The organism is Streptomyces sp. H27-H1 (assembly GCF_026627445.1).
GTDB lineage: Bacteria > Actinomycetota > Actinomycetes > Streptomycetales > Streptomycetaceae > Streptomyces.
The window spans coordinates 24229-50483 of the sequence record NZ_JAPNLJ010000034.1; the positions used below are offsets into that span (position 1 = coordinate 24229).

The 26255-nt window shown below is 71.8% G+C and carries 20 protein-coding genes; 7 read left to right on the top strand and 13 right to left on the bottom strand.

Annotation, left to right across the window (positions count from 1 at the left end; translation table 11 throughout):
* Nucleotide 1 precedes the first annotated feature (1 nt).
* Nucleotides 2–1021 (bottom strand): 5-dehydro-2-deoxygluconokinase, encoded by a 1020-nt coding sequence (gene iolC / locus OTB20_RS29605; protein WP_267822124.1) that lies wholly within the window; start codon nt 1019–1021, stop codon nt 2–4.
* A gap of 65 nt (nt 1022–1086) precedes the next feature.
* Between iolC and OTB20_RS29610 the strand changes: the two genes are divergently transcribed.
* From OTB20_RS29610 to OTB20_RS29620, 3 genes are all read left to right on the top strand, one after another.
* On the top strand, nt 1087–2001 hold the full coding sequence (locus OTB20_RS29610; protein ID WP_267822126.1) for a sugar phosphate isomerase/epimerase family protein: 915 nt from the start codon (nt 1087–1089) through the stop codon (nt 1999–2001).
* Between the two features lie 44 nt (nt 2002–2045).
* Nucleotides 2046–3059, top strand: a complete 1014-nt coding sequence (locus OTB20_RS29615; RefSeq protein WP_267822128.1) for a Gfo/Idh/MocA family protein — start codon at nt 2046–2048, stop codon at nt 3057–3059.
* Between the two features lie 332 nt (nt 3060–3391).
* Nucleotides 3392–3592: a helix-turn-helix transcriptional regulator gene (locus OTB20_RS29620; RefSeq protein ID WP_267822130.1), complete on the top strand. Its 201-nt coding sequence runs from the start codon at nt 3392–3394 to the stop codon at nt 3590–3592.
* Between the two features lie 44 nt (nt 3593–3636).
* Here the strand turns inward: OTB20_RS29620 and OTB20_RS29625 are convergent, their stop codons facing one another.
* A complete protein-coding gene (locus tag OTB20_RS29625; RefSeq protein WP_267822132.1) occupies nt 3637–5883 on the bottom strand; it encodes an MMPL family transporter in 2247 nt (748 codons plus the stop codon).
* A gap of 131 nt (nt 5884–6014) precedes the next feature.
* Here OTB20_RS29625 and OTB20_RS29630 point away from each other — a divergent pair, with 131 nt between their 5' ends.
* Nucleotides 6015–6734 (top strand): TetR/AcrR family transcriptional regulator, encoded by a 720-nt coding sequence (locus tag OTB20_RS29630; RefSeq protein WP_267822134.1) that lies wholly within the window; start codon nt 6015–6017, stop codon nt 6732–6734.
* On the opposite strand, the gene OTB20_RS29635 is transcribed toward OTB20_RS29630, so the two are convergent.
* Nucleotides 6712–7962, bottom strand: coding sequence for a cation:proton antiporter (locus OTB20_RS29635; protein WP_267822211.1), 1251 nt, complete (start codon nt 7960–7962; stop codon nt 6712–6714). The genes OTB20_RS29630 and OTB20_RS29635 overlap by 23 nt on opposite strands.
* 186 nt (nt 7963–8148) lie before the next feature.
* Between OTB20_RS29635 and OTB20_RS29640 the strand changes: the two genes are divergently transcribed.
* On the top strand, nt 8149–8382 hold the full coding sequence (locus OTB20_RS29640) for a heavy-metal-associated domain-containing protein (RefSeq protein WP_267753633.1): 234 nt from the start codon (nt 8149–8151) through the stop codon (nt 8380–8382).
* 135 nt (nt 8383–8517) lie between these two features.
* Nucleotides 8518–10812 carry a heavy metal translocating P-type ATPase gene (locus tag OTB20_RS29645; RefSeq protein WP_267822136.1) on the top strand — a complete coding sequence of 765 codons (2295 nt, stop codon included), beginning with the start codon at nt 8518–8520 and terminating at the stop codon, nt 10810–10812.
* A gap of 277 nt (nt 10813–11089) precedes the next feature.
* Here the strand turns inward: OTB20_RS29645 and OTB20_RS29650 are convergent, their stop codons facing one another.
* Nucleotides 11090–12379, bottom strand: coding sequence for a citrate synthase (locus OTB20_RS29650; RefSeq protein WP_267753631.1), 1290 nt, complete (start codon nt 12377–12379; stop codon nt 11090–11092).
* A gap of 182 nt (nt 12380–12561) precedes the next feature.
* A complete protein-coding gene (locus OTB20_RS29655) occupies nt 12562–14808 on the bottom strand; it encodes an ATP-dependent RecD-like DNA helicase (RefSeq protein ID WP_267822137.1) in 2247 nt (748 codons plus the stop codon).
* A 289-nt stretch (nt 14809–15097) separates the two neighbouring features.
* On the opposite strand from OTB20_RS29655, the gene OTB20_RS29660 reads away from it, so the two are divergent.
* Nucleotides 15098–15676 carry a DUF937 domain-containing protein gene (locus tag OTB20_RS29660; RefSeq protein ID WP_267822139.1) on the top strand — a complete coding sequence of 193 codons (579 nt, stop codon included), beginning with the start codon at nt 15098–15100 and terminating at the stop codon, nt 15674–15676.
* A 95-nt stretch (nt 15677–15771) separates the two neighbouring features.
* On the opposite strand, the gene OTB20_RS29665 is transcribed toward OTB20_RS29660, so the two are convergent.
* From OTB20_RS29665 to OTB20_RS29700, 8 genes are all read right to left on the bottom strand, one after another.
* Complete coding sequence (locus OTB20_RS29665; protein WP_267753628.1) at nt 15772–16146, bottom strand: nuclear transport factor 2 family protein; 375 nt, start codon at nt 16144–16146, stop codon at nt 15772–15774.
* Between the two features lie 117 nt (nt 16147–16263).
* Nucleotides 16264–17490, bottom strand: a complete 1227-nt coding sequence (locus OTB20_RS29670) for a PLP-dependent aminotransferase family protein (protein WP_267822141.1) — start codon at nt 17488–17490, stop codon at nt 16264–16266.
* Nucleotides 17487–18830, bottom strand: a complete 1344-nt coding sequence (locus OTB20_RS29675) for an MFS transporter (RefSeq protein WP_267822143.1) — start codon at nt 18828–18830, stop codon at nt 17487–17489. Before OTB20_RS29675 ends, OTB20_RS29670 begins: the two co-directional genes overlap by 4 nt.
* Complete coding sequence (locus OTB20_RS29680; protein ID WP_267822145.1) at nt 18827–21439, bottom strand: ATP-grasp domain-containing protein; 2613 nt, start codon at nt 21437–21439, stop codon at nt 18827–18829. Before OTB20_RS29680 ends, OTB20_RS29675 begins: the two co-directional genes overlap by 4 nt.
* Nucleotides 21440–21574: 135 nt before the next feature.
* A complete protein-coding gene (locus tag OTB20_RS29685) occupies nt 21575–22843 on the bottom strand; it encodes an ATP-grasp domain-containing protein (RefSeq protein WP_267822147.1) in 1269 nt (422 codons plus the stop codon).
* Nucleotides 22840–24165, bottom strand: a complete 1326-nt coding sequence (locus OTB20_RS29690; protein ID WP_267822149.1) for an amidohydrolase — start codon at nt 24163–24165, stop codon at nt 22840–22842. The genes OTB20_RS29685 and OTB20_RS29690 overlap by 4 nt, the downstream gene beginning before the upstream one ends.
* Nucleotides 24158–25528: an MFS transporter gene (locus OTB20_RS29695; RefSeq protein WP_267822151.1), complete on the bottom strand. Its 1371-nt coding sequence runs from the start codon at nt 25526–25528 to the stop codon at nt 24158–24160. Before OTB20_RS29695 ends, OTB20_RS29690 begins: the two co-directional genes overlap by 8 nt.
* Nucleotides 25515–26234, bottom strand: coding sequence for a hypothetical protein (locus OTB20_RS29700; RefSeq protein ID WP_267822153.1), 720 nt, complete (start codon nt 26232–26234; stop codon nt 25515–25517). The genes OTB20_RS29695 and OTB20_RS29700 overlap by 14 nt, the downstream gene beginning before the upstream one ends.
* Between the last annotated feature and the right edge of the window lie 21 nt (nt 26235–26255).

Here is a 26255-nt window from a genome sequence, read left to right on the forward strand (position 1 = left end):
CTCAGACACCACCGGCACGATCGAGCACCTCCTCCACTTCCGCCGCGAACGGCATCGCCGTCGAACAAGCCAGCCGCGAGGCCACGATCGCCCCGGCCGCGTTCGCGTAGCGGATCACCCGTCCCAACTCCCATCCGGCGAGCAGCCCGTGGCAGAGGGCCCCGCCGAAGGCGTCCCCGGCGCCCAGGCCGTTGACGACCTCCACCGGCACCGGCGGGAGCTCCGCCACCGTCCCGTCGCGGTGGACCGCCAGTACCCCGGCGGGGCCCCGCTTGACCACCGCCAGTTCCACGCCGGCGCCGAGCAGGGCACGCGCGGCCGCGTACGGCTCGGTCTCGCCGGTGGCGATCGCGCACTCCTCGGCGTTGCCCACGGCCACCGTGGCCAGCGACAGCGCCCGCCGGTACCACTCCCCGGGCTCCGCGGGCCCCCCTGGCGCCTCTGGCCCTTCCGGCTCCCCTGGTTTCGCGGACCCGTCCCCGGCGGGCCACAGCATCGGGCGCCAGTCCAGGTCGAAGACCGTGATCCCGGACTTCGACCGGGCCTCCAGCGCGGCCAGTGTCGCCGTACGGCTCGGCTCCGCGCTGAGCCCCGTGCCGGTCATCCAGAACACCCGCGCCGCCCGCACCGCGTCGAGATCGAGCTCGTCCGCGCCGATCTCCAGGTCGGGCGCCTTCGGGTAGCGGTAGAAGTACAGCGGGAAATCGTCCGGCGGGAAGATCTCGCAGAAGGTCACCGGCGTCGGATAGGCCGCCACTTCCCCGGCCCACCGGTCGTCCACCCCGAACCCGCGCAGTTGTGCCCGGAGATACGCGCCGAAGGGGTCGGCGCCGGTCCGGGTGATCACCGCCGTCCGCCGTCCCAGCCGGGCCGCCGCGACCGCGACGTTGGTCGGGGAACCGCCCAGGAACTTCCCGAAGGCATCCGCTTCGCCGAGCGGTACACCCGTCTTCAAGGGGTAGAGATCCACCCCGATCCGCCCCATCGTGATCAGGTCGAACGCCAACGGATCCGCAGCCATCACCACACCAATCCTCCCGAACGAGTGCTCCCGTACCCAAGAGCCTCGCACCCTAAGGTGGCCGTATGACGTCCTCATCGCCCGCGTTGACCCGTATCCGCGTCGGTTCGGCTCCGGACTCCTGGGGGGTCTGGTTTCCCGACGATCCCCGGCAGACCCCGTGGGAGCGGTTCCTCGACGAGGTCGCCGAAGCGGGGTACGAGTGGATCGAGCTGGGCCCCTACGGCTATCTCCCCACCGATCCGGTCCGGCTCGCCGCCGAGGTCGGGGCGCGGGGCTTGCGGGTCTCCGCGGGAACCGTCTTCACCGGACTCCATCACGGGCCCGCCGTGTGGGAGGACACCTGGAAGCACGTGTCGCGCATCGCGGAGCTCACCCGGGCCATGGGCGCGGCGCACCTCGTCGTGATCCCGTCGTTCTGGCGGGACGACAAGACCGGCGAGGTGCTGGAGGACCGCACCCTGACCCCGGAGGGCTGGCGCGAACTGACCTCGCAGACCGAGCGGCTGGGGCGTCGGGTGCGGGAGGAGTACGGGCTGCGGATCGTCGTCCACCCGCACGCGGACACCCATGTCGACACCCCGGAGAACGTGGCCCGCTTCCTCGACGCCACCGATCCCGCGCTGGTCTCCCTCTGCCTGGACACCGGGCACTACGCGTACTGCGGCGGCGACAGCGTCCAGGCCATCGAGACCTTCGCCGAGCGGATCGGCTACCTCCACCTCAAGCAGGTCGATCCGCGGATCCTCGCCGAAGTCGTCCGGGACCAGGTGCCCTTCGGGCCGGCCGTGGCCCGCGGGGTGATGTGCGAACCGCCCGCGGGGGTACCCGCGCTGGAACCGGTACTGGCGGCCGCCGAGCGGATCGGCGTGGACCTGTTCGCCATCGTGGAGCAGGACATGTACCCGTGCCCACCCGAACGGCCGCTGCCGATCGCCCGCCGCACCCGCGCCCACCTGCGCTCCTGCGGCGCCCGCTGAACCGGATCCCCCGGCCGTACGAACCCTCACGGAGGAAACAGAACATGACCAGCACGCTCGGCATCGCCGTCATCGGTACCGGGAAGATGGGCACCGACCACGTACGCCGGATCGGCCGGACGGTCGGCGGGGCCCGGGTGGTGGCCGTGGCCGACCCGGACGGGGACCGGGTCAAGGAGGTCGCGGCCGGGCTGGACGGGGCGAGCGCGCACACCGATCCGGCGGCCGCGATAGCGGCGCCCGGGGTGGACGCCGTACTGATCGCCTCGCCCGGGCCCGCCCATGAGGAGGCGATCCTGCACGCGCTGGAACGGCAGGTGCCCGTGCTCTGCGAGAAGCCGCTGACCCCCGATCCGGCGGGCGCCCTGCGGATCATGGAAGCGGAGGCGCGGCTGGGACGCCGGCTCGTCCAGGTCGGCTTCATGCGGCGCTACGACGCCGAGTACACGCGGCTCAAGGAACTGCTCGACGCGGGCGGCATCGGGCGGCCGCTGTTCCTGCACTGCCGGCACCGCAACGCCTCCTCGCCGTCCTTCTTCACCAGCGACATGCTGATCAGCGATTCGGTGGTGCACGAGGTGGACGCGGCCCGCTGGCTGCTGGGCCAGGAGATCACCGCCGTGACGGTCCTCTCCCCGACGCCGGCCTCGGCCGCCCGCGAGGGGCTGCGCGATCCCCGGCTCGTCCTCATGGAGACCTCGGGAGGGGCCGTCGTCGATGTCGAGATCTTCGTCAACTGCGGCTTCGGCTACCAGGTGCAGTGCGAGGCGGTCGGTGAGTCCGGCACCGCCCGCATCGGCGACGGCCACGCGATGGTCGTCCAGTCGGCGGGCCGGTGGGGCGGGGAGATCGACCAGGACTTCACGGTGCGGTTCGCCGACGCCTACGACCGCCAGCTCCGCCGCTGGGTCGCCGCGGCCGCGCTGGGCCGGGTGGACGGTCCCGACGCGTGGGACGGCTACGCGGCGGCGGCCGTCTCCGCTGCGGGCCTCATCGCGGCTCGCAGCGGCGTACGGACCCAGGTGGAACTGGCGCAACGCCCGGCCCTCTACCGCTGATCCGGCCGGCCCGCCCCGGCCCTCCGACGCCCCCGGTCGCCCAACCCGGAACACCCCTGATCGCCCCCGGTCGCCCCTGATCGCCCCCGGTCGCCCCCGGTCGCCCCCTGCGACCCGTGCGCCCTGTGTGCCGTGTGTGTCACGGGGGTCGCCGGTGTGTCACACATGTCCGCATTACGCGGGTCTTCCGTCACAGCCGGGAGACAGGCCCTCCCCTGACCTCACCCTGCGTCGTTCCCCCGGCACAACCTGAGTGATCGACAGTGTCCACGCGCCGGCTCCCCCGACGGCCTCCCGGCCGGCCCCGCGGCGTGGACAAGGAGGTGTCGAGGATGAGCGACCGACAGCTGTGGTCGTACAAGGAGATCGCCGCTCACATCCGGGTACAGCCGGACACGGTGCGCTCCTACCGCAAGCACGGGCTACTGCCCGCACCCGACCAAGTGGAGGGCGGCAAGCCCTACTGGTACGCCGATACCATCCGCGCCTGGGTGGCGCGACGGCCCGGCAACCGCGGACGCCGCGAGGACTGACACGGCGTCCGGTCCAAGGACGGGACCCTCCCGGGCCCCGTCCGCTAGCGGCTCCCGACGGGCACCGGATCGGGCTCGGGCCGCTCGACCACCGGCGCGGACTCCCCCTCGCTCAGACCGAACCGTTCGTGCAGTCTGCGCAGCGGAGCCGGCGCCCACCAGGTGGCCTTCCCGGTCAGCTTCATCACCGCCGGGACCAGCAGGCTCCTCACGACCATCGCGTCCATCAGCACGGCCAGCGCGATCCCCAGGCCCAGCATCTTGGTGTTGGTCACCCGAGAGCTGCCGATGGCGACCATCACCACCGCCAGGATCACGGCCGCCGCGGTGATCAGTCCGCCCGTGCGGGTCAGCCCGGTGCGCACCGCGCCCTCGTGGTCCCCGGTCCGGTCGTACTCCTCCTTGATCCGGGATATGAGGAACACCCCGTAGTCCATGGAGAGTCCGAAGGCGATGCAGAACATCAGCACCGGCAGGGTGGTCTCGATGTCTCCGGTGGAGGTGAAGGAGAGCAGTCCGGACAGGTGACCCTCCTGGAACACCCACACCACCGCCCCGAACATCGCCGTCAGGCTCAGTGCGTTGAGCAGTACGGCCTGGACGGGTATCAGCAGGCTCCCGGTGAGCAGGAAGACCAGGAGCAGCGTGGCCAGCACCACCAGGGCCAGGGCCAGGGGCAGTTTCTCGGCTATGGCCTTGCGGGCGTCGACGAGCACGGCGGCCTGTCCGGTCACGGAGGTGTCGAAGGGCGCGTCCAGCGCCCTGACCAGGCCCACCAGGTCCTGGGCCCCCTCTCCCACTTCCTCGCCTTCGGCGAGCACGGAGAAGTAGGCGTAGCCGGTGCCGGCGGCCGGGCTCACGGGTCCTTCCACCCCCGCCACGCCCGGCAGGGCTTCGATCCGCCGTTTGTAGCCGTCGAGGTCGGCGGCGCCGGAGGCCCCCTCGGTCAGTACGGTCAGGGCTCCGCCGGGGCTGCCCGGGAAACCGTCGCGGATCTGCTGCTGCACCACGTGTGATTCGGCGGTGGCCGGCAGCTGGCGGTCGTCCACGGTGCCGAACTTCACTCCGAGGAAGGGCAGTCCGAGGAGCAGCAGGCCGGCCGTGGTGGCCACGGCGAACACCGGGGCGCGGCGCATCACCAGACCGGTCAGCCGGGCCCAGCCCCGCCCGCCGCCGGCCGGGTCCTGGGGGCTCCGGGCCGGCCTGCCGCGGCGCCACAGCTTGCGCAGGTCGAAGGAGTTGACCCGCTCCCCCAGCAGCACCAGCGCGGCGGGCAGCAGGACGAGCGCGGCCGCCGCCGCGAGCAGGACCACCGCGACTCCGGCGTAGGCGAAGGAGCGCAGGAAGTACATCGGGAAGAAGAGCATGGCCGACAGGGAGACGGCCACGGTCAGGGCCGAGAACAGGACCGTACGCCCGGCGGTGCGCAGCGTGACTCCGACGGCCGCCACCGGGTCTCGCCCGGCGGCCAGCTCCTCGCGGAACCTCCGCACGATGAACAGGGCGTAGTCGAGGGCCAGTCCGAGCCCGAGGGCGGTGGTCAGGTTCTGCGCGAAGACGGAGACGTCGGTGAACTCGGTGAGCCCGCGCAGTACTGCGTTGGTTCCGATGATGGCGACGATGCCGACACCGAGGGGCAGCAGGGCCGCGACGGCGCTGCCGAAGACGAGGACGAGCAGGAGGAGCGTCACGGGCAGGGCTATCAGCTCGGCGCGCAGCAGGTCTTCCTGGATGGTGGAGGTCACCTCGCGCTGGACGGCGGCCGGCCCGCCGAGGGAGACCTTGACCGGTCCGTGCTCCCCCCGGTAGCTCGGGACGATCCGGTCCAGGACGGCGTTGGCCGTCTTCTCGTCGCCGAGCACCCGGGCGGCTATCAGGGCCTGCCTGCCGTCCTCGGAGCGCAGGGTGGGCAGCCCGGTCCTCCAGTACGAGCCGACGCCGATCACGCCCTGCTCGGCGGCGAGCCGCGCCGTCAGCCGCTCCGCCTCGGCGGCGACGGCGGGGTCGTCCACCCCGGCCGCCCCGGCGGTGTCCGCGGCGTCGACGAGCAGCAGCAGGTTGGGCTGGGAGCCGGGGAATTCGCGCTCCAGCGCTTTGGTGGCGTAGGTGGAGCTTGCGCCGGGATCCTCCCAGCCCCCGCTTCCCAGCCGGTCGGCGACGCCTCCGCCGGCGAAAACGGCAAGGGCGGTGACCACGAGGGCGAGCAGCAGCGAGAGCCTCGGCCGTGTGGTGACGAACCCGGTCCACCGGCCGCCCTCCCCAGGCGGCGGCGGTTTTTTGACTTCGGACATGTCTCGGTGTCCCCTTCACCGTGATTGCCAGGTCACTTAGACTGGCAAACACGAGCAGTCGCTCGCGTTTCTCCAGAATGCGAGCGACCTCTCGTGTTTGTCAATCACCCACGGGAAGCAAGGGATTGGACATGCGGGAGACCTCTCGGACCGCGAGCGCGGACAAAGCGGGTGAATCGGCTCCAGCCCCGGCGCCGGAGCCGACCCCGGAGCCGACCCCGAAGGCGTCCCCGGAAACCGCCCCCCGCCGCCGCCAGGCCCGTGGCGAGCGCCGGATCGCCCAGCTCCTGGCGGCTGCCGCCGGGGTGTTCTGCCGTACGGGTTACGCGGCGGCCAGCACCAACGCCATCGCCCGCGAGGCCGGCGTCTCCCCGGGCACGCTCTACCAGTTCTTCCCCAACAAGGAGGCCATCGCCGTCGAACTGGGCGGACAGCTGCTCCAGAGCGCCCACGAGGCGCACGGCCAGGCCTTCCTCCCCGAGAACCTGGACCGGCCGCTGCCCGAGCTGCTCGACGCCGTCCTGGATCCGGTCATCGCCTTCAACTGCCGGAACCCGGCCTTCTGGGCGCTCATGCACGGCTCCGGGGTCCCCGGCATCGCCCAGGAACACGATGAGTTGCACGGCGGCATGCTGACCCGCGTCGAGGGGCTGCTGCGCACCTGTCTCACCCCCGGCGCCCCCTCCACCGAGATCACCCACGTCGCACAGATGGTGCTCGCGATCGTGCAGAGCTCGATCGAACTGATCCTGGCCAGCGAGGGCGCGGAGCGGGCCGCGTACGTCGCGGAGCTGAAGACCGTCCTGTTCCGCTACCTGGACCCGCTGATCACCACGCCTCCTCCTCGCTGACCCGCCCGCCGGACCCGGCCCTACCGGAACCGGTCCCGACCCCGGCCTCGGCCCCGCCACCGGACCCCGCCCGCAACCGCAGCCCCACCAGCGGGAACACGAGGACGGAGACCATCCCGGCCCCGACCAGCGCCGCCGCCTCCCCCGACCCCAGCTTGCCGTCCTGCACGCCCAGGGTGGTGATCGCCACCACCAGCGGCAGCGCCGTGGAACCGAACAGCACCAGCGCCGAGCGGTCCCGGCGCCCGAGGTCCCGGGGGGCCAGCAGCCACATCGGAAGCCCCCGCACCACGAGGAAGAGCAGCAGGAACAGCGGCAGCAGCAAGAGCGCCCAGCCGCCGCCGAGCAGGGCGTCGAGGTCGAACTCGATCCCGGTGACCACGAAGAACAGCGGCACCAGGAATCCGAAGCCCATGGCCTCCACCTTCGAGAGCACGGTCTCACTGCTCTCCGGGGCGGCCCCGTGCAGTACGAGCCGGGTGATCAGCCCGGCGGCGAAGGCGCCCAGCAGCACATCGAGGCCGAGCACCTCGGACAGCGCCAGGAACGCCACGAGGATGAGCACCACCAGCCGCACCGCGAACTGGCCGCTGCTGTGCAGGGTCTTGGCGATGACCCGGGAGAACCAGGGCGGCTTGGGCCGCAGGGCCCAGAACACGGCGCCGGCCGTGAGCACCGCGAAGCCGATCAGCAGGGCCGCCGACTGCCCCGGCGCCCGCCCGCTGAGCAGCAGCGCCATCGCGATGATCGGCCCGAACTCGCCGACCGCGCCCATCGCCATCATCACCGAGCCGAACCGGCTCTGGAGGTCCCCCGAGTCCCGCAGGACCGGCAGGATCGTGCCGAGGGCGGTACTGGTGAGGGCGGTGCCGATGTAGACGCCCTTGTCGAACCCGCCCCCCGACAGCAGCAGGCCGAGCCCCAGCCCCAGCGCGAGGGCGGCCACCCAGGCCCACACCGATCGCTTCAAGGTGTCACCCTTGACCTGGGCGAACTGGATCTCGTAGCCGGCCAGGAAGATCAGCATCGCGAGGCCGAGCTCGCTGAGCACGTCGATGACCTCGGTGGAGTGCGCCCAGCCGAGGACGTCGGGCCCGACCAGGACGCCCAGGACGATCTCGAAGATCACCAGGGGAACGGGAAGCCAGCGCGAGACCCCGTACGCGAGCAGGGGCGCGAGGACGGCGATCGACATGATCAGGATGAGAGTGATCCCCGGGTGCGCCATGCGTGTCATTTACATACGTTTCACGCGGATTGTCCACTTCAAAAGATCTCGGCAGATGCTCGCGTCAATACCCCCTAGGGGTATAATCTGGATGAGTCGGGAGGAACGGTGGACCCCTCCACCGCCACCAGGCCGCGATCCGCCGCCTTCCGGCCGCCCGGAAACGCCCTTGAAGAGGAGAACGACATGAGCGCCGACACGGACACCCAGACCACCACCGTCTACCGGGTGACCGGCATGACCTGCGGGCACTGCGAGGGCGCGGTGACCGGCGAACTCTCCGCCCTGGCGGGCGTCAGCTCCGTCAAGGCCGTCGCCGCGACCGGCGAGGTCACCGTCGTCTCGGCCGCCCCGCTCGACGAGGCCGCCGTACGCGCCGCCGTCGACGAGGCCGGCTACGAGTTCGCCGGCCAGGCCTGAACACCCTCCTCTTCGGCAGCAGGCAGCAGGCGGCGCCCGCTCGGGCAGCACCCGCTTCGGCAGTACCCCGCCGGGCCGTACCGGCCAGCTCATACTGGTTCCGTACGGCCCGGCCCTCCCCCTGGAGCCCGGATCATGAGCAGCAGCACAGTGCACGACGGACCCATAGAGACGGCCGGCACCGCCGAGGCCCCGGCCGAGGTCGAGCTGACCATCGGCGGGATGACCTGCGCCTCCTGCGCTGCGCGCATCGAGAAGAAGCTGAACCGCATGGACGGGGTCACCGCCTCGGTGAACTACGCCACCGAGAAGGCCAAGGTCTCCTACGGCTCCGACGTGCAGGTAGCCGACCTCATCGCGACGGTCGTCAAGACCGGCTACACCGCCGAGGAGCCCACGCCGCCGGAGCCCGAGCCGGTTCCGGACCCTGACGGGGCCGGGGACTCCGCCGCCCCGCGCGACCCCGAACTGGCCGCACTGCGCCAGCGCCTCCTGGTCTCCGTGACGCTCTCGCTGCCCGTCGTCCTGCTCGCGATGGTCCCGGCCCTGCAGTTCGACAACTGGCAGTGGCTCTCGCTCACCCTCGCCGCCCCCGTCGTCGTCTGGGGCGCCCTCCCCTTCCACGAGGCCACCTGGACCAACGCCCGGCACGGCGCCGCCACCATGGACACCCTGGTGTCGGTGGGCACCGGCGCCGCCTTCGCCTGGTCGCTGTGGGCGCTGTTCTTCGGCCACGCCGGGATGCCCGGCATGCGGCACGGCTTCGACCTCTCGGCCTCCCGTACCGACGGCTCCTCGGCGATCTACCTGGAGGTGGCGGCCGGGGTCGTCAGCTTCATCCTGCTCGGCCGGTATCTGGAGGCCCGCTCGAAGCGGAAGGCCGGCGCGGCCCTCAAGGCCCTGATGCGGCTCGGCGCCAAGGACGTTGCCGTCCTGCGCGGCGGCGACGAGGTGCGCATCCCCGTGAGCGCACTCGCCGTGGGCGACCGGTTCGTCGTCCGGCCCGGCGAGAAGATCGCCACCGACGGCACGGTCGTCGAGGGCAGCTCCGCCGTGGACGCCGCCATGCTGACCGGCGAGTCGGTCCCGGTCGAGGTCGCCGTGGGCGACACCGTCACCGGCGCCACCGTCAACACCTCCGGCCGGCTGATCGTCGAGGCCACCCGCATCGGCTCGGACACCCAGCTCGCCCGGATGGCCAAGCTGGTCGAGGACGCGCAGAACGGCAAGGCCGAGGTACAGCGCCTCGCCGACCGGATCTCCGGCGTCTTCGTCCCGATCGTGCTCCTTCTGGCCCTGGGCACCTGGGTCACCTGGCTGCTGATCACCGACAACCCGACGGCCGCCTTCACCGCCGCCGTGGCCGTCCTGATCATCGCCTGCCCGTGCGCCCTGGGCCTGGCCACCCCGACCGCGCTGATGGTCGGCACCGGACGGGGCGCCCAGCTCGGCATCCTCATCAAGGGCCCCGAGGTGCTGGAGTCCACCCGCCGCGTGGACACCGTCATCCTGGACAAGACCGGCACCGTGACCACGGGCCGGATGACCCTGGCCGGCGTCCACCCCGCCGAAGGCGTGGACGAGACCGAACTGCTGCGCCTCGCAGGCTCCCTGGAGCACGCCTCCGAGCACCCGATCGCCCGCGCCATCGCCGCGGGAGCCGCCGACAGGGCCGGGGCCCTGCCGGTCCCGGAGGGCTTCGAGAACCTCGCCGGCCTCGGAGTTCAGGGCGTCGTCGACGGACACGCCGTCCTGGTGGGCCGCGAGAAGCTGCTCGCCGACCGGTCGATCGCCCTGCCCGCCGCCCTCGCCGAGGCCAAGGCCGCAGCCGAGGCCGAGGGTTCGACCGCCGTGCTGGTCGCCTGGGACGGGGAGGCCCGCGGAGTGCTGACCGTGGCCGACGCCGTCAAGGAGACCAGCGCCGAGGCCGTGTCCCTGCTGCGGGCCCTGGGGCTGACCCCGGTGCTGCTGACCGGAGACAACAAGGCCGTGGCCGAGACGGTGGCCCGTGCGGTGGGCATCGAGGAGGTCATCGCCGAGGTCCTCCCGCAGGACAAGGTGGACGTCGTACGCCGGCTGCAGGCCGAGGGCCGCACGGTAGCCATGGTCGGCGACGGGGTCAACGACGCGGCCGCCCTGGCCCAGGCCGACCTGGGCCTGGCCATGGGCACCGGCACCGACGCGGCGATCGAGGCGAGCGATCTGACCCTCGTACGGGGCGACTTGCGGGTCGCGGCGGACGCGATCCGGCTCTCCCGCCGGACCCTGGCCACCATCAAGGGAAACTTGTTCTGGGCCTTCGGCTACAACGTCGCGGCGCTTCCGCTGGCGGCCGCCGGACTGCTCAACCCGATGATCGCGGGGGCCGCGATGGCCTTCTCGTCCGTCTTCGTGGTGACCAACAGCCTGCGGCTGCGGTCCTTCCGCTAGTGATCACCCTTCACTTCTCACGCACACTCTCTTCACACGAGACGCAGATCACAGCACCCCCAACGTAACCATCGGGCGCCCTCGTGGGTCTAATGGGGCGATGCCGGAATCGTGTTGGGGTGAACACACCGTTTCTCGGCACACAGACACCCGGTCCGGGTCCCGTGGGGGGAATCCGTTCCGGGGTAAGGGAAGCGCCCCGACCTTCGACCCGTGGGGGGATCGATGGCGGGGCGCTTTTCCTGTTCTACGGGTACCGCGGTGACTCGACTCCGGGTCAGCGGGCCTCGACCGGGACGAAGTCGCGCAGGACCTCGCCGGTGTAGATCTGGCGCGGGCGGCCGATGCGGGAGCCGGGCTCCTTGATCATCTCGTGCCACTGGGCGATCCAGCCGGGCAGCCGGCCGATCGCGAAGAGCACGGTGAACATCTCGGTCGGGAAGCCCATGGCCCGGTAGATCAGGCCGGTGTAGAAGTCGACGTTCGGGTAGAGGTTGCGCTCGACGAAGTACTCGTCGGCCAGCGCGTGCTCTTCCAGCTTGAGGGCGATGTCGAGCAGCTCGTCGTCCTTGCCGAGCGCCGAGAGGACATCGTGCGCCGCCGCCTTGATGATCTTCGCCCGGGGGTCGAAGCTCTTGTAGACGCGGTGCCCGAAGCCCATCAGGCGGACGCCGTCTTCCTTGTTCTTCACCTTGCGGATGAAGGCGTCGACGTCGCCGCCGTCGTTCTTGATGCCCTCGAGCATCTCCAGAACCGACTGGTTGGCGCCACCGTGCAGCGGGCCCCACAGGGCCGAGATGCCGGCGGAGATCGAGGCGAACATGTTCGCCTGCGAGGAGCCGACCAGACGCACGGTGGAGGTCGAACAGTTCTGCTCGTGGTCCGCGTGCAGGATCAGCAGCTTGTCGAGCGCGGCGACCACGACCGGGTCCAGGTCGTACTCCTGGGCCGGCACGGAGAAGGTCATGCGCAGGAAGTTCTCGACGTAGCCGAGGTCGTTGCGCGGGTAGACCACCGGGTGGCCGACCGACTTCTTGTACGCGTAGGCCGCGATCGTCGGGAGCTTGGCCAGCAGCCGGATCGTCGAGAGATTGCGCTGAGTCTCGTCGAACGGGTTGTGGCTGTCCTGATAGAACGTCGACAGCGCGCTGACCACGGAGGACAGCATCGCCATCGGGTGCGCGTCGCGCGGGAAGCCGTCGTAGAACCGCTTGACGTCCTCGTGCAGCATCGTGTGCTGGGTGATCTCGTTGCGGAACGACGCGAGCTGGTCGACGGTCGGCAGCTCCCCGTTGATCAGCAGGTAGGCGACCTCGATGAAGGTCGAGCGCTCCGCCAGCTGCTCGATCGGGTATCCGCGGTAGCGCAGGATGCCCTGCTCACCGTCGAGGTAGGTAATGGCGGACTTATAGGCGGCGGTGTTTCCGTAGCCGCTGTCCAGGGTGACCAGCCCGGTCTGAGCCCTGAGCTTCGCAATGTCGAAGCCCTGGTCACCGACGGTGCTCTCGACCACCGGGTAGGTGTATTCACCGTCCGCGTACCGCAGTACTACAGAGTTGTCGCTCACGTCATCCCTCACCGACGTAGTGCCTCTTCTTCGAGGTGCCCTGACTGCCTCTACCTTCCCCCATTTGGCACAGGTGAGTGCACTCGGGGTCGAGCTTTGGTGGTTTTGACGGCACTGAGTGCCGCCAGCGTGCACATCCTGCCCCCTCGGCAACCTTGTAGGAACCCCAAATGATCGATCATCTAGGTGATGTTTCCCACCGGTATGCGGCCGGACAGCCGGGGCGCGACGGCCGTGTACCTCCTGCCTGCGGAAACCGTACGCACCGCCTGACCCAGGGCTTTGCGGGACCCGACCAGGACGACCAGTTTCTTCGCCCGGGTGACGGCCGTGTAGAGCAAGTTGCGCTGGAGCATCATCCAAGCCCCGGTCGTGACCGGGATCACCACGGCCGGATATTCACTCCCCTGGGAGCGGTGGATGGTGACGGCGTACGCGTGGGCCAGCTCGTCGAGCTCCGCGAACTCGTAGGCCACTTCCTCGTCTTCGTCCGTGCGCACCGTCAGCTTCTGTTCCTCCAGGTCGAGACCGGTGACCACGCCGACCGTGCCGTTGAAGACGCCGTTGGCGCCCTTTTCGTAGTTGTTCCGGATCTGCGTGACCTTGTCGCCGACCCGGAAGACGCGGCCGCCGAACCGCTTCTCGGGCAGGTTCGGCCGGGCCGGGGTGATGGCCTGCTGGAGCAGCGCGTTGAGGTTTCCGGCGCCGGCCGGACCTCGGTGCATGGGGGCGAGGACCTGGATGTCCCGCCTCGGGTCGAGGCCGAATCTGGCTGGAATACGACGGGCGGCGACATCGACGGCCAGCTTTCCGGCCTCCTCGGTGTCCTCCTCGGGGAAGAGGAAGAAGTCGGGCAGCCCGTCGGTGATCGGTGGCAGGCCGGTGTTGATCCGGTGGGCGTTGGTGACCACGCCGGACTGCTGGGCCTGCCGGAAGATGGTGGTCAGCCGGACGGCGGGGACCGGCCCGCCCTCGGCGAGCAGATCGCGCAGCACCTCGCCCGCCCCGACCGAGGGCAGCTGGTCCACGTCCCCGACCAGCAGCAGGTGTGCACCCGGTGCCACGGCCTTGACCAGCTTGTTCGCCAGCAGCAGGTCGAGCATCGAGGCCTCGTCCACGACGACCAGGTCCGCGTCGAGCGGCCGCTCCCGGTCGTACGCCGCGTCCCCGCCCGGTTTGAGTTCCAGGAGCCGGTGCACGGTGGAGGCCTCGGCCCCGGTGAGTTCGGCCAGCCGCTTCGCCGCCCGGCCGGTGGGGGCGGCGAGGACGACCTTGGCCTTCTTGGCCCGGGCCAGTTCCACGATCGAGCGGACGGTGAAGGACTTCCCGCAGCCCGGCCCGCCGGTGAGGACCGCGACCCGGCGGGTGAGGGCGAGGCGGACCGCGTCCCGCTGCCCGGGGGCCAGCTTGGCTCCGGTCCGCCCGGCGAGCCAGCCCAGGGCCTTGTCCCAGTCCACGTCCTGGAACGCCGGCATCCGGTCCTGCTCCGCGTCCAGCAGCCGGCGCACCTGCCCGGCCAGGGACAGTTCGGCCCGGTGGAAGGGCACCAGGTACACCGCGGTGAGAGGGTCCGGGCCGCCCTGCGGGTCCGGCACGGCTTCCCGTACGACCCCTTCGGGATCGGCGGCGAGCTCGGCCAGGCAGTCGATGACCAGCCCGGTGTCCACCTGGAGCAGCTTGACCCCGTCGGCGATGAGCCGCTCCTGGGGCAGGAAGCAGTGGCCCTGGTCGGTGGACTGGGACAGGGCGTACTGGAGGCCGGCCTTGACCCGCTCCGGGCTGTCGTGCGGGATCCCGACCGCCTGCGCGATGCGGTCGGCGGTGAGGAAGCCGATGCCCCAGACGTCGGCGGCGAGCCGGTAGGGCTGGTTCTTCACCACCGAGATGGAGGCGTCGGCGTACTTCTTGTAGATGCGCACCGCGATGGAGGTGGAGACTCCGACTCCCTGGAGGAAGACCATGACCTCCTTGATGGCCTTCTGCTCCTCCCAGGCGGCGCCGATCAGCCTGGTGCGCTTGGGTCCGAGGCCCGGCACTTCGACCAGCCGCTTCGGCTGCTCCTCGATGACCTCGAGGGTGTCGAGGCCGAAGTGCTCCACGATCCGGTCGGCGATCTTCGGGCCGATGCCCTTGATCAGGCCGGAGCCGAGGTAGCGCCGGATGCCCTGGATGGTCGCGGGCAGCAGCGTCGTGTAGTTCTCCACGGTGAACTGCCTGCCGTACTGGGGGTGGGAGCCCCAGCGGCCCTCCATGCGCAGCGATTCACCCGGCTGGGCCCCGAGGAGGGATCCGACGACCGTGAGCAGGTCACCCGCGCCACGGCCGGTGTCCACCCGGGCGACCGTGTACCCGCTCTCGTCATTGGCGTAGGTGATGCGCTCCAGCACCCCCTCGACCACCGCCGGCGCCACGGGCGCGTTCGTCGTCATGGCACGAAGCTACAGCCCGGGTCCGACGGGCCCCCCGGGCCTGTGGAAAGAAGGGGAACCAACCGTGAGGGGGTCCGGCCTTCCGGCCGGACCCCCTCACGGTTACCCCTCCCTCGTCGGACTTCCCGATCCCCCCAGATCCCTCCCCGGAAGTGCCGACGCAACGTACGACCGCTGACCCCTGCCGGTGGTTGCACGCGGATCCGGAACTTTACCTTTCCATTACTCGGGGAGGGTCCGGACGTCATCCGAGGTGCCGCCCAATCACCACAGAAGTAGCGTTCCAGGCATGAGCGAACCTTCCTTCCAGGACGACGTGCTGAACGAACTCGGCGACGACCGACTGACCGAGATCGCCGGTCTCCTCGGCACCGACACGAACGGCGCCCGGGACACCGTCACGACCACGGTCGGAGCGATGACCGGCGACCTCCAGCAGAAGGCCGACGCCGATGACGACGACGAGGTCCGCCAGGCCTTCGCCGAGGTCACCCAGGCCCCGCTGGAAGGCGTGGCCACCCTCGGCGGCCTCGGCGGCATGCTCAGCGGCGGGATGATGGCCGGGGTCCTCGCCAAGGTGAGCAAGCCCGTGGCCAACGCCGTCTCCAAGAAGACCGGCATCCCGGCGCCCACCATCGCCCGGGTCATCGAGCTGCTGATCCCCGTCCTGCTGGCGGTCTTCGCCAAGCGCGCGGCGTCCGGGAAGGGCGGGGGCGGGTCCCCGACGGCAGCCGGCGGCGACTCCCCGATCCCGTCGCCGGGAGCGGTACCGGGCGCTGCGGGCGCGGCCCCGGGCGGCGCTGCCCCGGCGGGCGGCGGCAGCCTCGGCGACCTGCTCGGCCAGATCCTCGGCGGCGGCAAGAAGTAGCACCCGACTCACCCGGCTCACCCATTCGGCCGAAGCGGCCCGCGGGACGGGTCCGGACCGCCCCCCGGCGGCCCGGACCCGTCCCCGGCCCGCGGTCATATCGCCGGGCGGTAGAAGAAGGTCTTGCGGCGCTCGATCCTGCCGTCGCGTACGAGGTAGGTGTCGGCGAAGGCCTCGTCCAGGGCCGTGCCGTCCTTGTCGGCGCCCTGGAAGCGCCCCCAGCAGGCGGCCGCGGCCAGGCCGCCGGTCACCTGGCTCACCTCGTGGGCCCCCGAGGTGATGATCCGTTCGTGCTCGTAGAACCGGCGGATCCGGTCGAGACCCTCCAGCGCCGGGTAGCCCGGCCGTTCGTACACGGCGTCCGGCGCGAAGACCTCGCCGAGCCGGTCCCACGAGCGGGTGTCGATCACCTGGAACAGCCGGGCCACCAGGGATTCGGCGGTCACCGGTGCGGGCGACGTCGTTGTCACGGCCTTGCTCCTTAAGGGTGCGGACGGAAAACGGAAGTCCGGAAGTCGGAAGTCGGAAGTCGGAAGTCGGAAGTCGGAAGACTGATCGGCGTGCATGCCTGCGTGCGGCGGGCCCGGTCACGGTCCGTCGGCGAGGGCCTTCTCCCAGGCCTCGGCCAGCCGCGAGACCCCTTCCTGGCGCTGCGCGTCGTCCAGGGAGGCGAAGGACAGGCGCAGAACCCGCGAGCCGTCCTCCTCGATGCAGAACGGCGTACCGGGCACGATGGCCACTCCCTGCGCCAGCGCGTGCGCGTACAGCGCGTCCGAGCCGACCCTGGGGTCGGTCAGCCGGCACCAGAAGAAGAGCCCGCCGCGCGGCCGCTCGAAGTCCAGCCAGGGCAGCCGCTCGCGCAGCAGCGTCTCCATGTCGCGGGCCCGGCCGCCGTACAGCGCGCGCAGTCCCGCGAGATGGGCCGGCAGGAACTCCGGGTCCCCCAGCAGGTCGGCGAGGAGGTACTGGCCGAAGGTATTGGTCTGCAGGTCCCCGCACTGCTTGGCGGCGACCAGCTCCCCGATCAGCTCCGCCGGGGCGACCAGACCGGCCACCCGCAGGCCCGGGCAGACCGTCTTGGAGAGGCTCATGAGCCGGACCACCCGCCCGCTGTGGACGTCCGTGGACGGCAGCCGGCTCCCCTCGAAGGACAGGTCCCCGTACGGATCGTCCTCGACGACGAGGAAGCCGAACCGCTCGGCCAGCACGGCGAGGTGGCGGCGCCGCGCCGCGGAGAGCACGGCCCCGGTGGGGTTGTGGAAGTGCGGTACGACGTAGACCAGTTTGGGCCGCGCCCCGGCGAGGAGGCGCTGCTCCAGTACGTCGGTGCGCATCCCCTCGACGTCGCCGGGTACCGGCAGCAGCCGGGCGCCGGCCCGCCGGAAGACCTGTACGGCGCCCAGGTAGCTCGGGTCGTCCAGGGCCACCTCGTCGCCCTCGTCGATGAGGGTCTGGGCGACGAGGTCGAGCCCTTGCTGGCTTCCGGCGGTGACCATCACCCGGTCGGGGGTGACGGGGGCGCCGGTGGCGGAGGCCCGCGCCGCGATCACCTCGCGCATCGGGGCGATGCCGTCGGTGGGGGCGTACTGGAGCGCCCGTACGGCCGATCCGGCGAACAGCCGGTCGGTGGCCTCGGCGAGCCGGGCCACGGGGAAGCTGTCGGGGGCCGGGATCCCGCCGGCCATCGAGAGCACCCCGGGGGCGGCGGCGGCCGCCAGAATCCGGCTGACGGCGTCGGAGCGGCCCCAGCCGGTCCGGCGGGCGAGCAGGCTCTCGATGGCGCCGGGGACGGCGGGTTGCTGTACGGGGCTCACCTTGCGTCCACCTTCCGCGGCTGCGCGACGATCTGGGGCGGGAAGTCCTTCAGACGCCACACCGGCGATTTCAGGACGACCAGGACCGCGGTCAGGAAGAGCGCGGCGGTGACGAAGAGCGTTTCCCGGAGCCCGATGAGGTCACCGAGCCAGCCGCCCAGCAGGGCGCCGAGCGGGAGCGTCCCCCAGGAGATGAAGCGGTACCCGGCGTTCATCCGGCCCAGGAGGTGATCCGGGGTCATGGACTGGCGCAGGCTGATGATGTGGATGTTGGCCATGGTGCCGCCCGCGCCGATCAGGGCGAACGCGGCGACGAACAGGGCCAGCGAGAACGCCCCGCCGTTCGCCGGAGCGGCCGGGATGGCCACCGGGGCCAGGCAGCACAGCAGCAGGGCCGCAAGGATGGCCGGGCCGAGCCCGGTCCTGCGCTTGAGCCACTGGGCGGCCATCGAGCCGGCCAGCGAACCCACCGCCCCGGTGCCCAGCAGCAGCCCGATGCCACCGGGCGAGATTCCGAGCGTGCGGGCCGCGTAGAGCACGAACACCGTCTGGAGCGACATCCAGCACAGGTTGTACAGCCCGGACTGGAGGGCGCAGGCCCGCAGGTGGGCGCTGTCCCAGATGATCCGGATGCCCTGGATGATGCTCGTCCGGATCCCGGTCCGCTCCGTCTGGGGCACCGGCTCCGGCTCGACGCGTCGCACCGCGAGCAGCGTGAGCACGGAGACGAGGTACGAGATCCCGTTGATCAGCAGGGCGTAGGGGGCGGTGACCCAGCCGATGAGCAGGCCGGCCAGTCCGGGTCCGCCGATCTGGGCCAGTGAACTGGTGCCCTGGAGCTTGCTGTTGCCCTCCACCAGATGCTGCTTGCCGACCAGCGTCGGTAAGTACGACTGGTAGGAGACGTCGAAGACCACCGTGAGGGTGCCCACGAGCAGCGCGGCGATGTAGACGTGCTCGATGCGGAGCAGGTCGAGCACGGCCAGCAGCGGCACGGCGCTGACCAGCAGCGCGCGACCGATGTTGGCCATGATCATCAGGGGCCTGCGCCGCACCCGGTCGACCCAGACGCCGACCAGGAGGGTGACCATCAGGAACGGGGCGTAGGAGGCCGCGTTGACGAAGCCCACCTGGGAGGAGCTGGCGTCGAGGGTGAGCACCGCGGTGAGCGGCAGCGCCAGGGTCGTGACCTGGGCCCCGACCTGTGAGATCGCCTCCCCGGACCAGAACTTGAGGAACTCCGGGTCCCGCCAGAGCGTGGCCGGCCCGGCGGCGGCGGCCGTGTTCGCGGCCGTCGCCTCCTCCAGCGGCTCGGCGGCCCCGTTCCCGATGTCGGTCACTTCGTTTCCACTCCCTCGGCGGCGGGGTCGACGTGGAACGCGCAGCCGATCTGGGCGCCGCGCAGCATGCTGACGATGCCCACGGCCGGGTCGGTGACGCCGCGGGCCAGGGTGCCGGCGTAGCGCCCGTCGACCATCAGCGTTCCGTAGGCCACGGCCATGTCCTCGCAGGTCTCGCCGTCCTCGGAGAGGAACCGCTCGGTGGTCGGCAGCAGGCGGTGCTGCAGGACGAACGGTCCGTCGACGGCCTCGCGCAGCTTGGCCACCCACTCCTTCTGGTCGGTGGTCCAGCCGGGGGTCACGCCGACTCCGCCGTAGAGCAGGGTGGGCTTGAGGACCAGGTGGTCCTTGTTGGCGATGGCGTAGGGCAGCAGGTCGATCTTCTCGCCGCCGAAGGTGACCTTCTCGTCGCGGACGAAGCGGGTCCAGGGCAGGATCCGGTCGATCAGCTCGCGCTCGGCCTCGGTGAAGACGGCGCGGTTGCGCTCGTCGCTGAGCATCGCGAGGCTGCCCTTGTTTCCGTACAGCTCGCAGTCGAGCGGGGCGAACAGTTCGACCTTGCCGGCCTCGACGGCGTCGAGCAGCGGGTTGACGAGGTCGTAGGTGCGGGGCTCGTCCGGCATTTCACCGGGCAGGAACATCCGGTAGACCACGTCGACCTTGCGGCCCTCGTGCACGACGTCGCCGTTCTCGTAGGAGAGGTCGCCCAGGTGGCAGACGACGGCCTCGAAGCCGAGCCGTTCGAAGGCCGGTACGACGAACTCCATCCAGCACTTGGACTTCTCGAAGCCCTCGGGCCAGTCGGTGATCGCCAGCAGCGGCCGCTCGATGCCTTCGAGGGAGGGCGCCTGACGGCGGAGCACCTCGGTGATGCGGGCGAGCGGGTCGGGGAAGACCAACCCCTCGGAGGCCGTGAACTCCGCGAACTCGGCGTCCTGGATCATGGCGCGGGCGAACTCGCCCATCTGCCAGCCGCCCAGCGAGGAGCCGGTGTTGAGCTCCATGACGCGGAAGCCGCCGGTCTCGCGGTACAGGTCGGCGCGGGAGAGCGGGGCGAGCTCGTCCACGGAGCCGCGCAGGACCAGGTCGGCCTGGGTGGAGGACATGCCGACGGCCGTGGCGAAGGCGCGCAGGTCGCCGCCGAAGAGCCTGGCGGGTACCGCCTTCAGCAGTTCGAAGAGGCCGTTCAGGTCGTTCTCCAGGCCCGTGACGTCGGCTTCGCTGAGGAAGACGGGGCGGTTGAGTCCCTCGCCTCCGCCGGCCCCGTAGCGGAACCACTCCACGCCCCGGACTCCGGAGACGGTCATCCGGCGCGCGGTGCGCTCGTGGTCGAAGTAGCGGCGGGTCACGGCGTTCTCGACGCGGGCGCCGAGCCGGTGCGCGGCGACTCCGGAGACCTCGGTGCGGGAGAGCGATTCGGCGCGGTCCAGGGCGCGTCGGGTGCCGGCCGGGGTGTCGCTGACCGCGACGAGCGCGGCGGAGCGGGGGGTCAGGCCGCGCGGCGGGAGCAGCAGCTCGTCACCGGGCTCCACGAGGGCGACGGCCTCGGCCAGGTCCTCGACGTCCTCGGGGCTGGGCAGTACGACGCGGTCGACGGCGCCGTCGTAGGCCGGGTAGAGGAAGCGGACCTCGGCGCTGAGGGCGCGGGTCGGGGTGGTGTCGGGGGTTTCCTCGAAGGCGATCCGGGCGGCGGCCAGCGGCAGGTCCACGCCGGTGGCGAGCTTGTTCAGGTGCGGGATGAGGTCGCCGCCGAGGCGCCCGTTGAGCTCGATCAGGCGCGGGCCGTTCGCGGAGACGCGCAGTTCGGTGTGGGTGACTCCGTAGTCGACGCCGGCCGCGCGGTGCGAGTCCTGGACGAGCTGGGTGACGGCGTCCGCCCAGGGTTCGTGGCGCCAGTCGGTGACCAGGTGGCCGACCTCTTCGAAGTACGGGTGGGCGCCGAGGCGCTTGCGGGCCACGCAGACCGGGGTGGCCAGGCCGTCGACGACGACGCTGTCCACGCTCAGTTCGGGGCCTTCGATGAACTCCTCGATGAGGACCGAGGCGGTGGTGCCGGCGCCGCGCAGCCGGCTGGTGGAGGCGAGCCGGAAGGCCCGGCGCAGGCCGTCCACGTCCCGGGCCATCATCACGCCGAAGCTGCCGCCGAGGGTGCGGGGCTTGACGACGACGGGGAAGCCGATGGTCTCGGCGGCGGCGACGGCCTCTTCTTCGGTGGTGGCCGGAATGTAGCGGACGGCGGCCATGCCGGCCGCTTCCAGGGCCTGGCGGGTGGCGTACTTGTCGCGGCAGATCTTGGCGGCGGCCGGGTCCATGGCCCGCATGCCCAGCTTCTTGGCGACCGAGGACACGGCGACCAGGGACCACTCGTCCCAGGTGACGACGGCGGCGTTCGCGACCTCGCCGCGCAGGTCGGCGACCGGGGCGTACAGCTTGGCCGCGTCCGTGGTGTCGGCGATGCGGTGGGTCTGTACGTAGCGGGCCTGCCAGGTGGGGGCCTCCGGCGCGACGAGCGTCACCTCGTAGTGCTCGGCGAGGGAGGCCAGGGCGTACTCCCGGTACTGCTGTATGCGGCTGCCTACGAGGATGACGCGCCGGCGTTCAGAGGTCATGGGGACCACGGTGGATTCCTTTCCGATGCGGGGCGCGTGGAGCGTGGCGCCCCGAAGAACGGGGGGTGGGACGGGTGGGGCGAGAGGTGTGGGGTGAGGGGCGCGCCGCGGGGTGGGCCGCACGGCGCGCCGGGGTCAGCCCTTCGGGCCGGGCGGAGCGCCGACCGGTACGCAGGTCAGCCGGAAGGAGTTCGCGGACTCGGTGATGGCGGCCTCGACCTCCCGGGTGGAGGCGCCGCGGAAGCGGAAGCGGGTGCCGACGTGCTCGTAGCCGCTGATCTCCGGGGCCGTGCTGCCGACCGGGGTGTGCTTGACGGCGTACGGGAGCCGGCCGGGCGCGGGTTCCCGTACCCAGGCGGCCGCTTCGACCCGGCAGGGGGCGGGCACCGGAAGCGGGAGCAGCAGATAGCCGCCGACCCCGCCGGTCTTGAGCGGCGGCAGGACCGGGGCCAGGCCGAGCTGGATGTCGACGGCGGCGGCCATCAGGTCGATGCCGTGGACGTCGCGCCAGGTGAAGGGGATCTCCCCGCCGCCCACCCGGGCCCCGCACTCCAGGAAGACCAGCGCGGGGCCGCCGTCGGGCGCCGGGGTGACGAAGGCCTCCAGGTGGAAGACCCAGGGCTGGGAGCCGCCGAGGGCGGGGCCGACCGCGGCGGCGAAGGCCTCGGTGGCCTCCAGCAGCGCGGGGTCGTCCTCCTCGACGGATCCGAGCCAGGTGCCCTGTGTGAAGTCGGCGCAGGTGCCGCCCACGTAGCGCGAGACGGTCCAGCTGCCGAGCGAATCGCCTTCCCACAGGCCGTCGATGTGCAGGATCGGCCCGTCCACGTAGCTCTGGACCAGGTGCGGTTCGGCGGCCAGGGCGGCGGTGAGCCCGGTCAGGGCGGCCAGTTCGGCGGCGGAGTCGATCTGGACCACGCCCCGGCTGGCGGTGCCGCGGTGCGGCTTGACGACCAGCGGCCAGCCGTGGGCCTCACCGAAGGCGAGTACGGCGGCCGGGTCGGGCGCGGGGGCGAAGTCCGGCACCGGCAGACCGGCTGCCCGGGCCGTACGGCACATGGTCAGCTTGTCGCGGAACACGGCCAGCTCGGCGGTGTGCTGGCCGGGGATCGCGAACTCCTCGCGGATCAGCGCGGCCGTGTCCAGGTCCCCCTCGTTGAGGGCGATCAGCCGTTGCGGGGCGCCGAAGCGGGCCACGAGCCCGGTGACGGCCGCGCGGACGGCGGGCAGGTCGTCGGTCAACCCCACCGTGCTGACCGCCGCGGCGGTCGGGGGCAGCGAGGCGCGGCCGAGCTCGGTGCTCACGTAGGTGACGTGGGCGGCGCTGTGGTCGAGGTAGTCGGCGTAGTGCGCGTGGGTGTCGCGCCAGCGGTGCAGGACGATGAGGTGCGGTCGGCCGGTGCTCATTTCGCCTCGCCCCCCTCGGCCACGGAGCCGGCGGCGGCAGTGTCGGCGGAGCCGGCGGCGAGCCAGGGCAGGGCCGCCGTCGCCATCGTGCGGACGCCGACGGACAGCGCGGGCCCGGCGACGGGCGCGAAGGTGGACGAGTGGTTCTGCGGGAGCTCCTCCAGCTTGCCGGCCGCGAAGGCCTCGCCGAAGGCCTGCGGGTCGAGGCCGCCGTAGAACCAGTACACCGAGGGCACCTGGGCGGCGGTGGCGAGCAGGCCGAAGTCCTCGCTGGCGGTGGTCGGACCCATCGTCATGACGGGGCCGGCCCCGAAGTGCTCGCGGTGGGCTTCGGCCACCCGCTCGGCGGCCGCCGTGTCGTTGACGGTCATCGGCAGGTGGTAGACGGCGGTGATCTCCGGGTCGGCGGTCGCGCCGGCGGCGGCCGATTCGGCGCGTGCGAGGCGCTCGATGGCCGCGAGGACCTTCTCGCGGACCGGTGCGGAGCTGGTGCGCACGTTGATGCCGAGCTCGGCCGTGTCGGGTATGACCGCGGCGGTGGTGCCGGCGTGCAGTTTGCCGACGGTGACCACCACCGGTTCCTGGGCGGCGATCTCGCGGGAGACCACGGTCTGGAGCCTGAGCACGAGCGAGGCCGCCATCACGACGGGGTCGACGGCCGCCTCCGGCTTGGAGCCGTGGCCGCCGCGGCCGAAGAGCTTGACGGTGATGGAGTCGGTGGCGCCCATGACCGTTCCCGGCAGGGTCGCGATGAGCCCGGCCGGACCGGGTCCCACGTGCGAGCCGAGAATGACGTCGGGGCGCGGGAACCGCTCGAAGAGGCCGTCCTCGACCATCTCGCGGGCTCCGTAGCCGCTCTCCTCCCCCGGCTGGAAGACGGCGACGACGGTGCCCCGCCAGGCCTCGCGGTTGCGGGCGAACAGGGCGCAGGACCCGATCAGCGCGGCCACGTGCAGGTCGTGGCCGCAGGCGTGCATCACCGGGACCTCGGTGCCCGATTCGTCGACGGCGACCTCGGTGCTCGCGTAGGGCAGCCCGGTGGCCTCCTTGACGGGCAGCGCGTCCATGTCGGCGCGCAGCATGACCACCGGTCCCTCGCCTTGGCGCAGGACGGCGACGACACCGGTGCGGCCGACGCCGGTGGTGATCTCCCAGCCGCCCTGGGCGGCCAGCCGCTCGGCGACGAGGGCCGCCGTCCGCTTCTCCTGGAAGGCGAGTTCGGGGTGGGTGTGCAGTTCGCGGTAGTCGGCCTCCAGGGCCGGCATCAGCGAGTCGAGTCCTTCGAGCAGTGCGGTCATGTCGATGACGTCCTTCTCAGGCATGAGGGGTTACGGACTCGGGGTGTTCGCGCACACCCCATGAGGCGGCCAGCGCCGCCGCGGCGGTCAGTGCGGGCCACCACGGCAGCCAGGCGTTGTGGCCGGCCGACCTCAGGAGTTCCGCGAGCATCGGGAAGGTGCCGCCGAACAGGCTGATCGCGGCCGCGGTGGGCAGGCCCACGGCGACGGCGCGCACCGCCGGGGGGAAGAGCTGCCCCGCGAAGACGTTGCTCACCGCCAGCGGCAGTCCGAGCAGGAAGAGCAGGACCACGGTCACCACGGGGACGGGGATCCGTCCGGAGTTCATGGCCAGCAGCAGCGGCACGCTGCCCAGGGCGAGTCCGGCGAAGCCCAGGCGCAGGACGGGCAGGGCGCCGAACCGGTCGGCCGCCTTGCCGCCGCCGAGCATCGCCGCGAGGAGCGCCACCATGCCGAGGAGCAGTGCGGCGGAGGTCTCCTCCTTGGTGGCGGCTCCGGCGCTCTCGGCGTACGAGGGGAAGTCGACGGTGACGAAGTAGAAGGCGGTGGTGGCCCCGGAGGTGATGGCGAACACCACGGCGAGGCGCCCGAGATGGGCCCGCAGTACCGGCCAGGGGCTCGGAGCCTTCCTGTCCGCCGCCTTCGCCTCGGGAGCCTGCCCCGCCTTGCCCGCGGCGGCCGTGAACACGCCGCTCTCGGCCGCTCCGCGCCGGATCCACAGGGCGGTCAGGCCGAGCAGGCCGCCGAAGACGAAGCCGTAGCGCCAGGCGCCGTCCTCGACTCCGCTCTCCCCGAACACCCCGAGCAGGACGTTCATGACGATGAAGGAGAGCGCGCTGCCCAGCACCACGCCCCCGTAGGAGACGGCGCTGTAGAAGTAGCGGCGCCCGGCCGGCGCGGTCTCGGTGACGTACGCGGCCACGCTCGGGTTCTCCGCGCCCACCGACAGCCCCTGCACCAGCCGGGCCCCGACCACCAGGAGCGGAGCCGCCAGGCCGATGGAGGCGTAGCCCGGTACGACGGCCAGGAAGAGGGAGCCGGCGGCGATCAGGCCGACGGTGAGGGTCAGTCCGTAGCGCCGGCCGCGGGTGTCGGTGAGGCGGCCGATGAGCACGCTGCCCAGGGGCCGGACCAGGAAGCCCAGGGCGAAGCCGAGGTAGGCGGCGATGAGTTTGGCGGTGGGCGAGGTGCCGGGGAACAGCGCCTCGGCGAAGTAGGGGGCGAGGATGCCGTAGATGGTCCAGTCGTAGGCCTCGACGACCGATCCGACGGTGGCGGCGGCCAGTTCCCTGCGGGGGCGCCGGGCCGGTGCGGCGGCGGTGGCCGCCACCGCACCGGCTGCCGGGCCCGTGGCCTTCGGCTGGCGGCCGGTCTCAATGCTGGTCATCTGTTACTCCGTAGACCCTGATCAGTGAGTTGTCCGGGCCCGGGAACGGCACGGCGTGCAGCCGGACCCCGGTCGCCGGGAGTGCCTCCAGGCCGGTCAGGCCCGTGAGGGCGGGCAGGCCTGCGGCGGCCAGTGCCGCAGCCGTCGGCCCGTCGCCCAGGCGGCTGTCGGTCGCCACGAGGACCGCGCCCTGCTCCGCGAGCAGGTCCACGGCGTCCTCGGTGAGGTACGGGCCGGCCGCGCGGCCGCTCTGCACCACGACGGCGTGTCCGGTGAGGTCGAAGGGCGCCAGCGCGAGCCGGTCGGCGACCGGCTGCCCGGCTCCGAGGAGGCGTAGCAGGACCACGGGAAGGTCCACCAGGCCGGCCAGGCCCGGAGCGGCGGTGCCCGGGCCCGTGGGCCAGGCGGCCCGGGTCGCGGGGCCGGTCAGGTCCGCGGTGGTGCGGCCCGAGCCGGCGGAGCCGGTGTTCCGGGAGCCCTTGTGCGGTTCCTGGAGCAGATCCCGGCGGGTGATCTTCGTACTGCCGACCATCAGCAGTCCGAGGTGGCGGACCAGCAGTTCGCCCAGTTCTCCATCGGCGATGTCGTCGCCGGGGATGTCCAGGCGGAACCCCTGGGTCTGCAGGGCGCCTCCGTTGCTGAAGACGACCTCCGCGTCGAAGTCGATCCGCCACTGAGCGCTGCTGTTGTTCGTTCCCGTGGTCATGTTCCGTGTCCTCACGTTCGT

Coding starts and splice junctions, on each gene's coding strand:
- iolC (WP_267822124.1), bottom strand. CDS start 1,021: ATGGCTGCGGATCCGTTGGCGTTCGACCTGATCACGATGGGGCGGATC.
- OTB20_RS29610 (WP_267822126.1), top strand. CDS start 1,087: ATGACGTCCTCATCGCCCGCGTTGACCCGTATCCGCGTCGGTTCGGCT.
- OTB20_RS29615 (WP_267822128.1), top strand. CDS start 2,046: ATGACCAGCACGCTCGGCATCGCCGTCATCGGTACCGGGAAGATGGGC.
- OTB20_RS29620 (WP_267822130.1), top strand. CDS start 3,392: ATGAGCGACCGACAGCTGTGGTCGTACAAGGAGATCGCCGCTCACATC.
- OTB20_RS29625 (WP_267822132.1), bottom strand. CDS start 5,883: ATGTCCGAAGTCAAAAAACCGCCGCCGCCTGGGGAGGGCGGCCGGTGG.
- OTB20_RS29630 (WP_267822134.1), top strand. CDS start 6,015: ATGCGGGAGACCTCTCGGACCGCGAGCGCGGACAAAGCGGGTGAATCG.
- OTB20_RS29635 (WP_267822211.1), bottom strand. CDS start 7,962: ATGGCGCACCCGGGGATCACTCTCATCCTGATCATGTCGATCGCCGTC.
- OTB20_RS29640 (WP_267753633.1), top strand. CDS start 8,149: ATGAGCGCCGACACGGACACCCAGACCACCACCGTCTACCGGGTGACC.
- OTB20_RS29645 (WP_267822136.1), top strand. CDS start 8,518: ATGAGCAGCAGCACAGTGCACGACGGACCCATAGAGACGGCCGGCACC.
- OTB20_RS29655 (WP_267822137.1), bottom strand. CDS start 14,808: ATGACGACGAACGCGCCCGTGGCGCCGGCGGTGGTCGAGGGGGTGCTG.
- OTB20_RS29660 (WP_267822139.1), top strand. CDS start 15,098: ATGAGCGAACCTTCCTTCCAGGACGACGTGCTGAACGAACTCGGCGAC.
- OTB20_RS29680 (WP_267822145.1), bottom strand. CDS start 21,439: ATGACCTCTGAACGCCGGCGCGTCATCCTCGTAGGCAGCCGCATACAG.
- OTB20_RS29685 (WP_267822147.1), bottom strand. CDS start 22,843: ATGAGCACCGGCCGACCGCACCTCATCGTCCTGCACCGCTGGCGCGAC.
- OTB20_RS29690 (WP_267822149.1), bottom strand. CDS start 24,165: ATGCCTGAGAAGGACGTCATCGACATGACCGCACTGCTCGAAGGACTC.
- OTB20_RS29695 (WP_267822151.1), bottom strand. CDS start 25,528: ATGACCAGCATTGAGACCGGCCGCCAGCCGAAGGCCACGGGCCCGGCA.
- OTB20_RS29700 (WP_267822153.1), bottom strand. CDS start 26,234: ATGACCACGGGAACGAACAACAGCAGCGCTCAGTGGCGGATCGACTTC.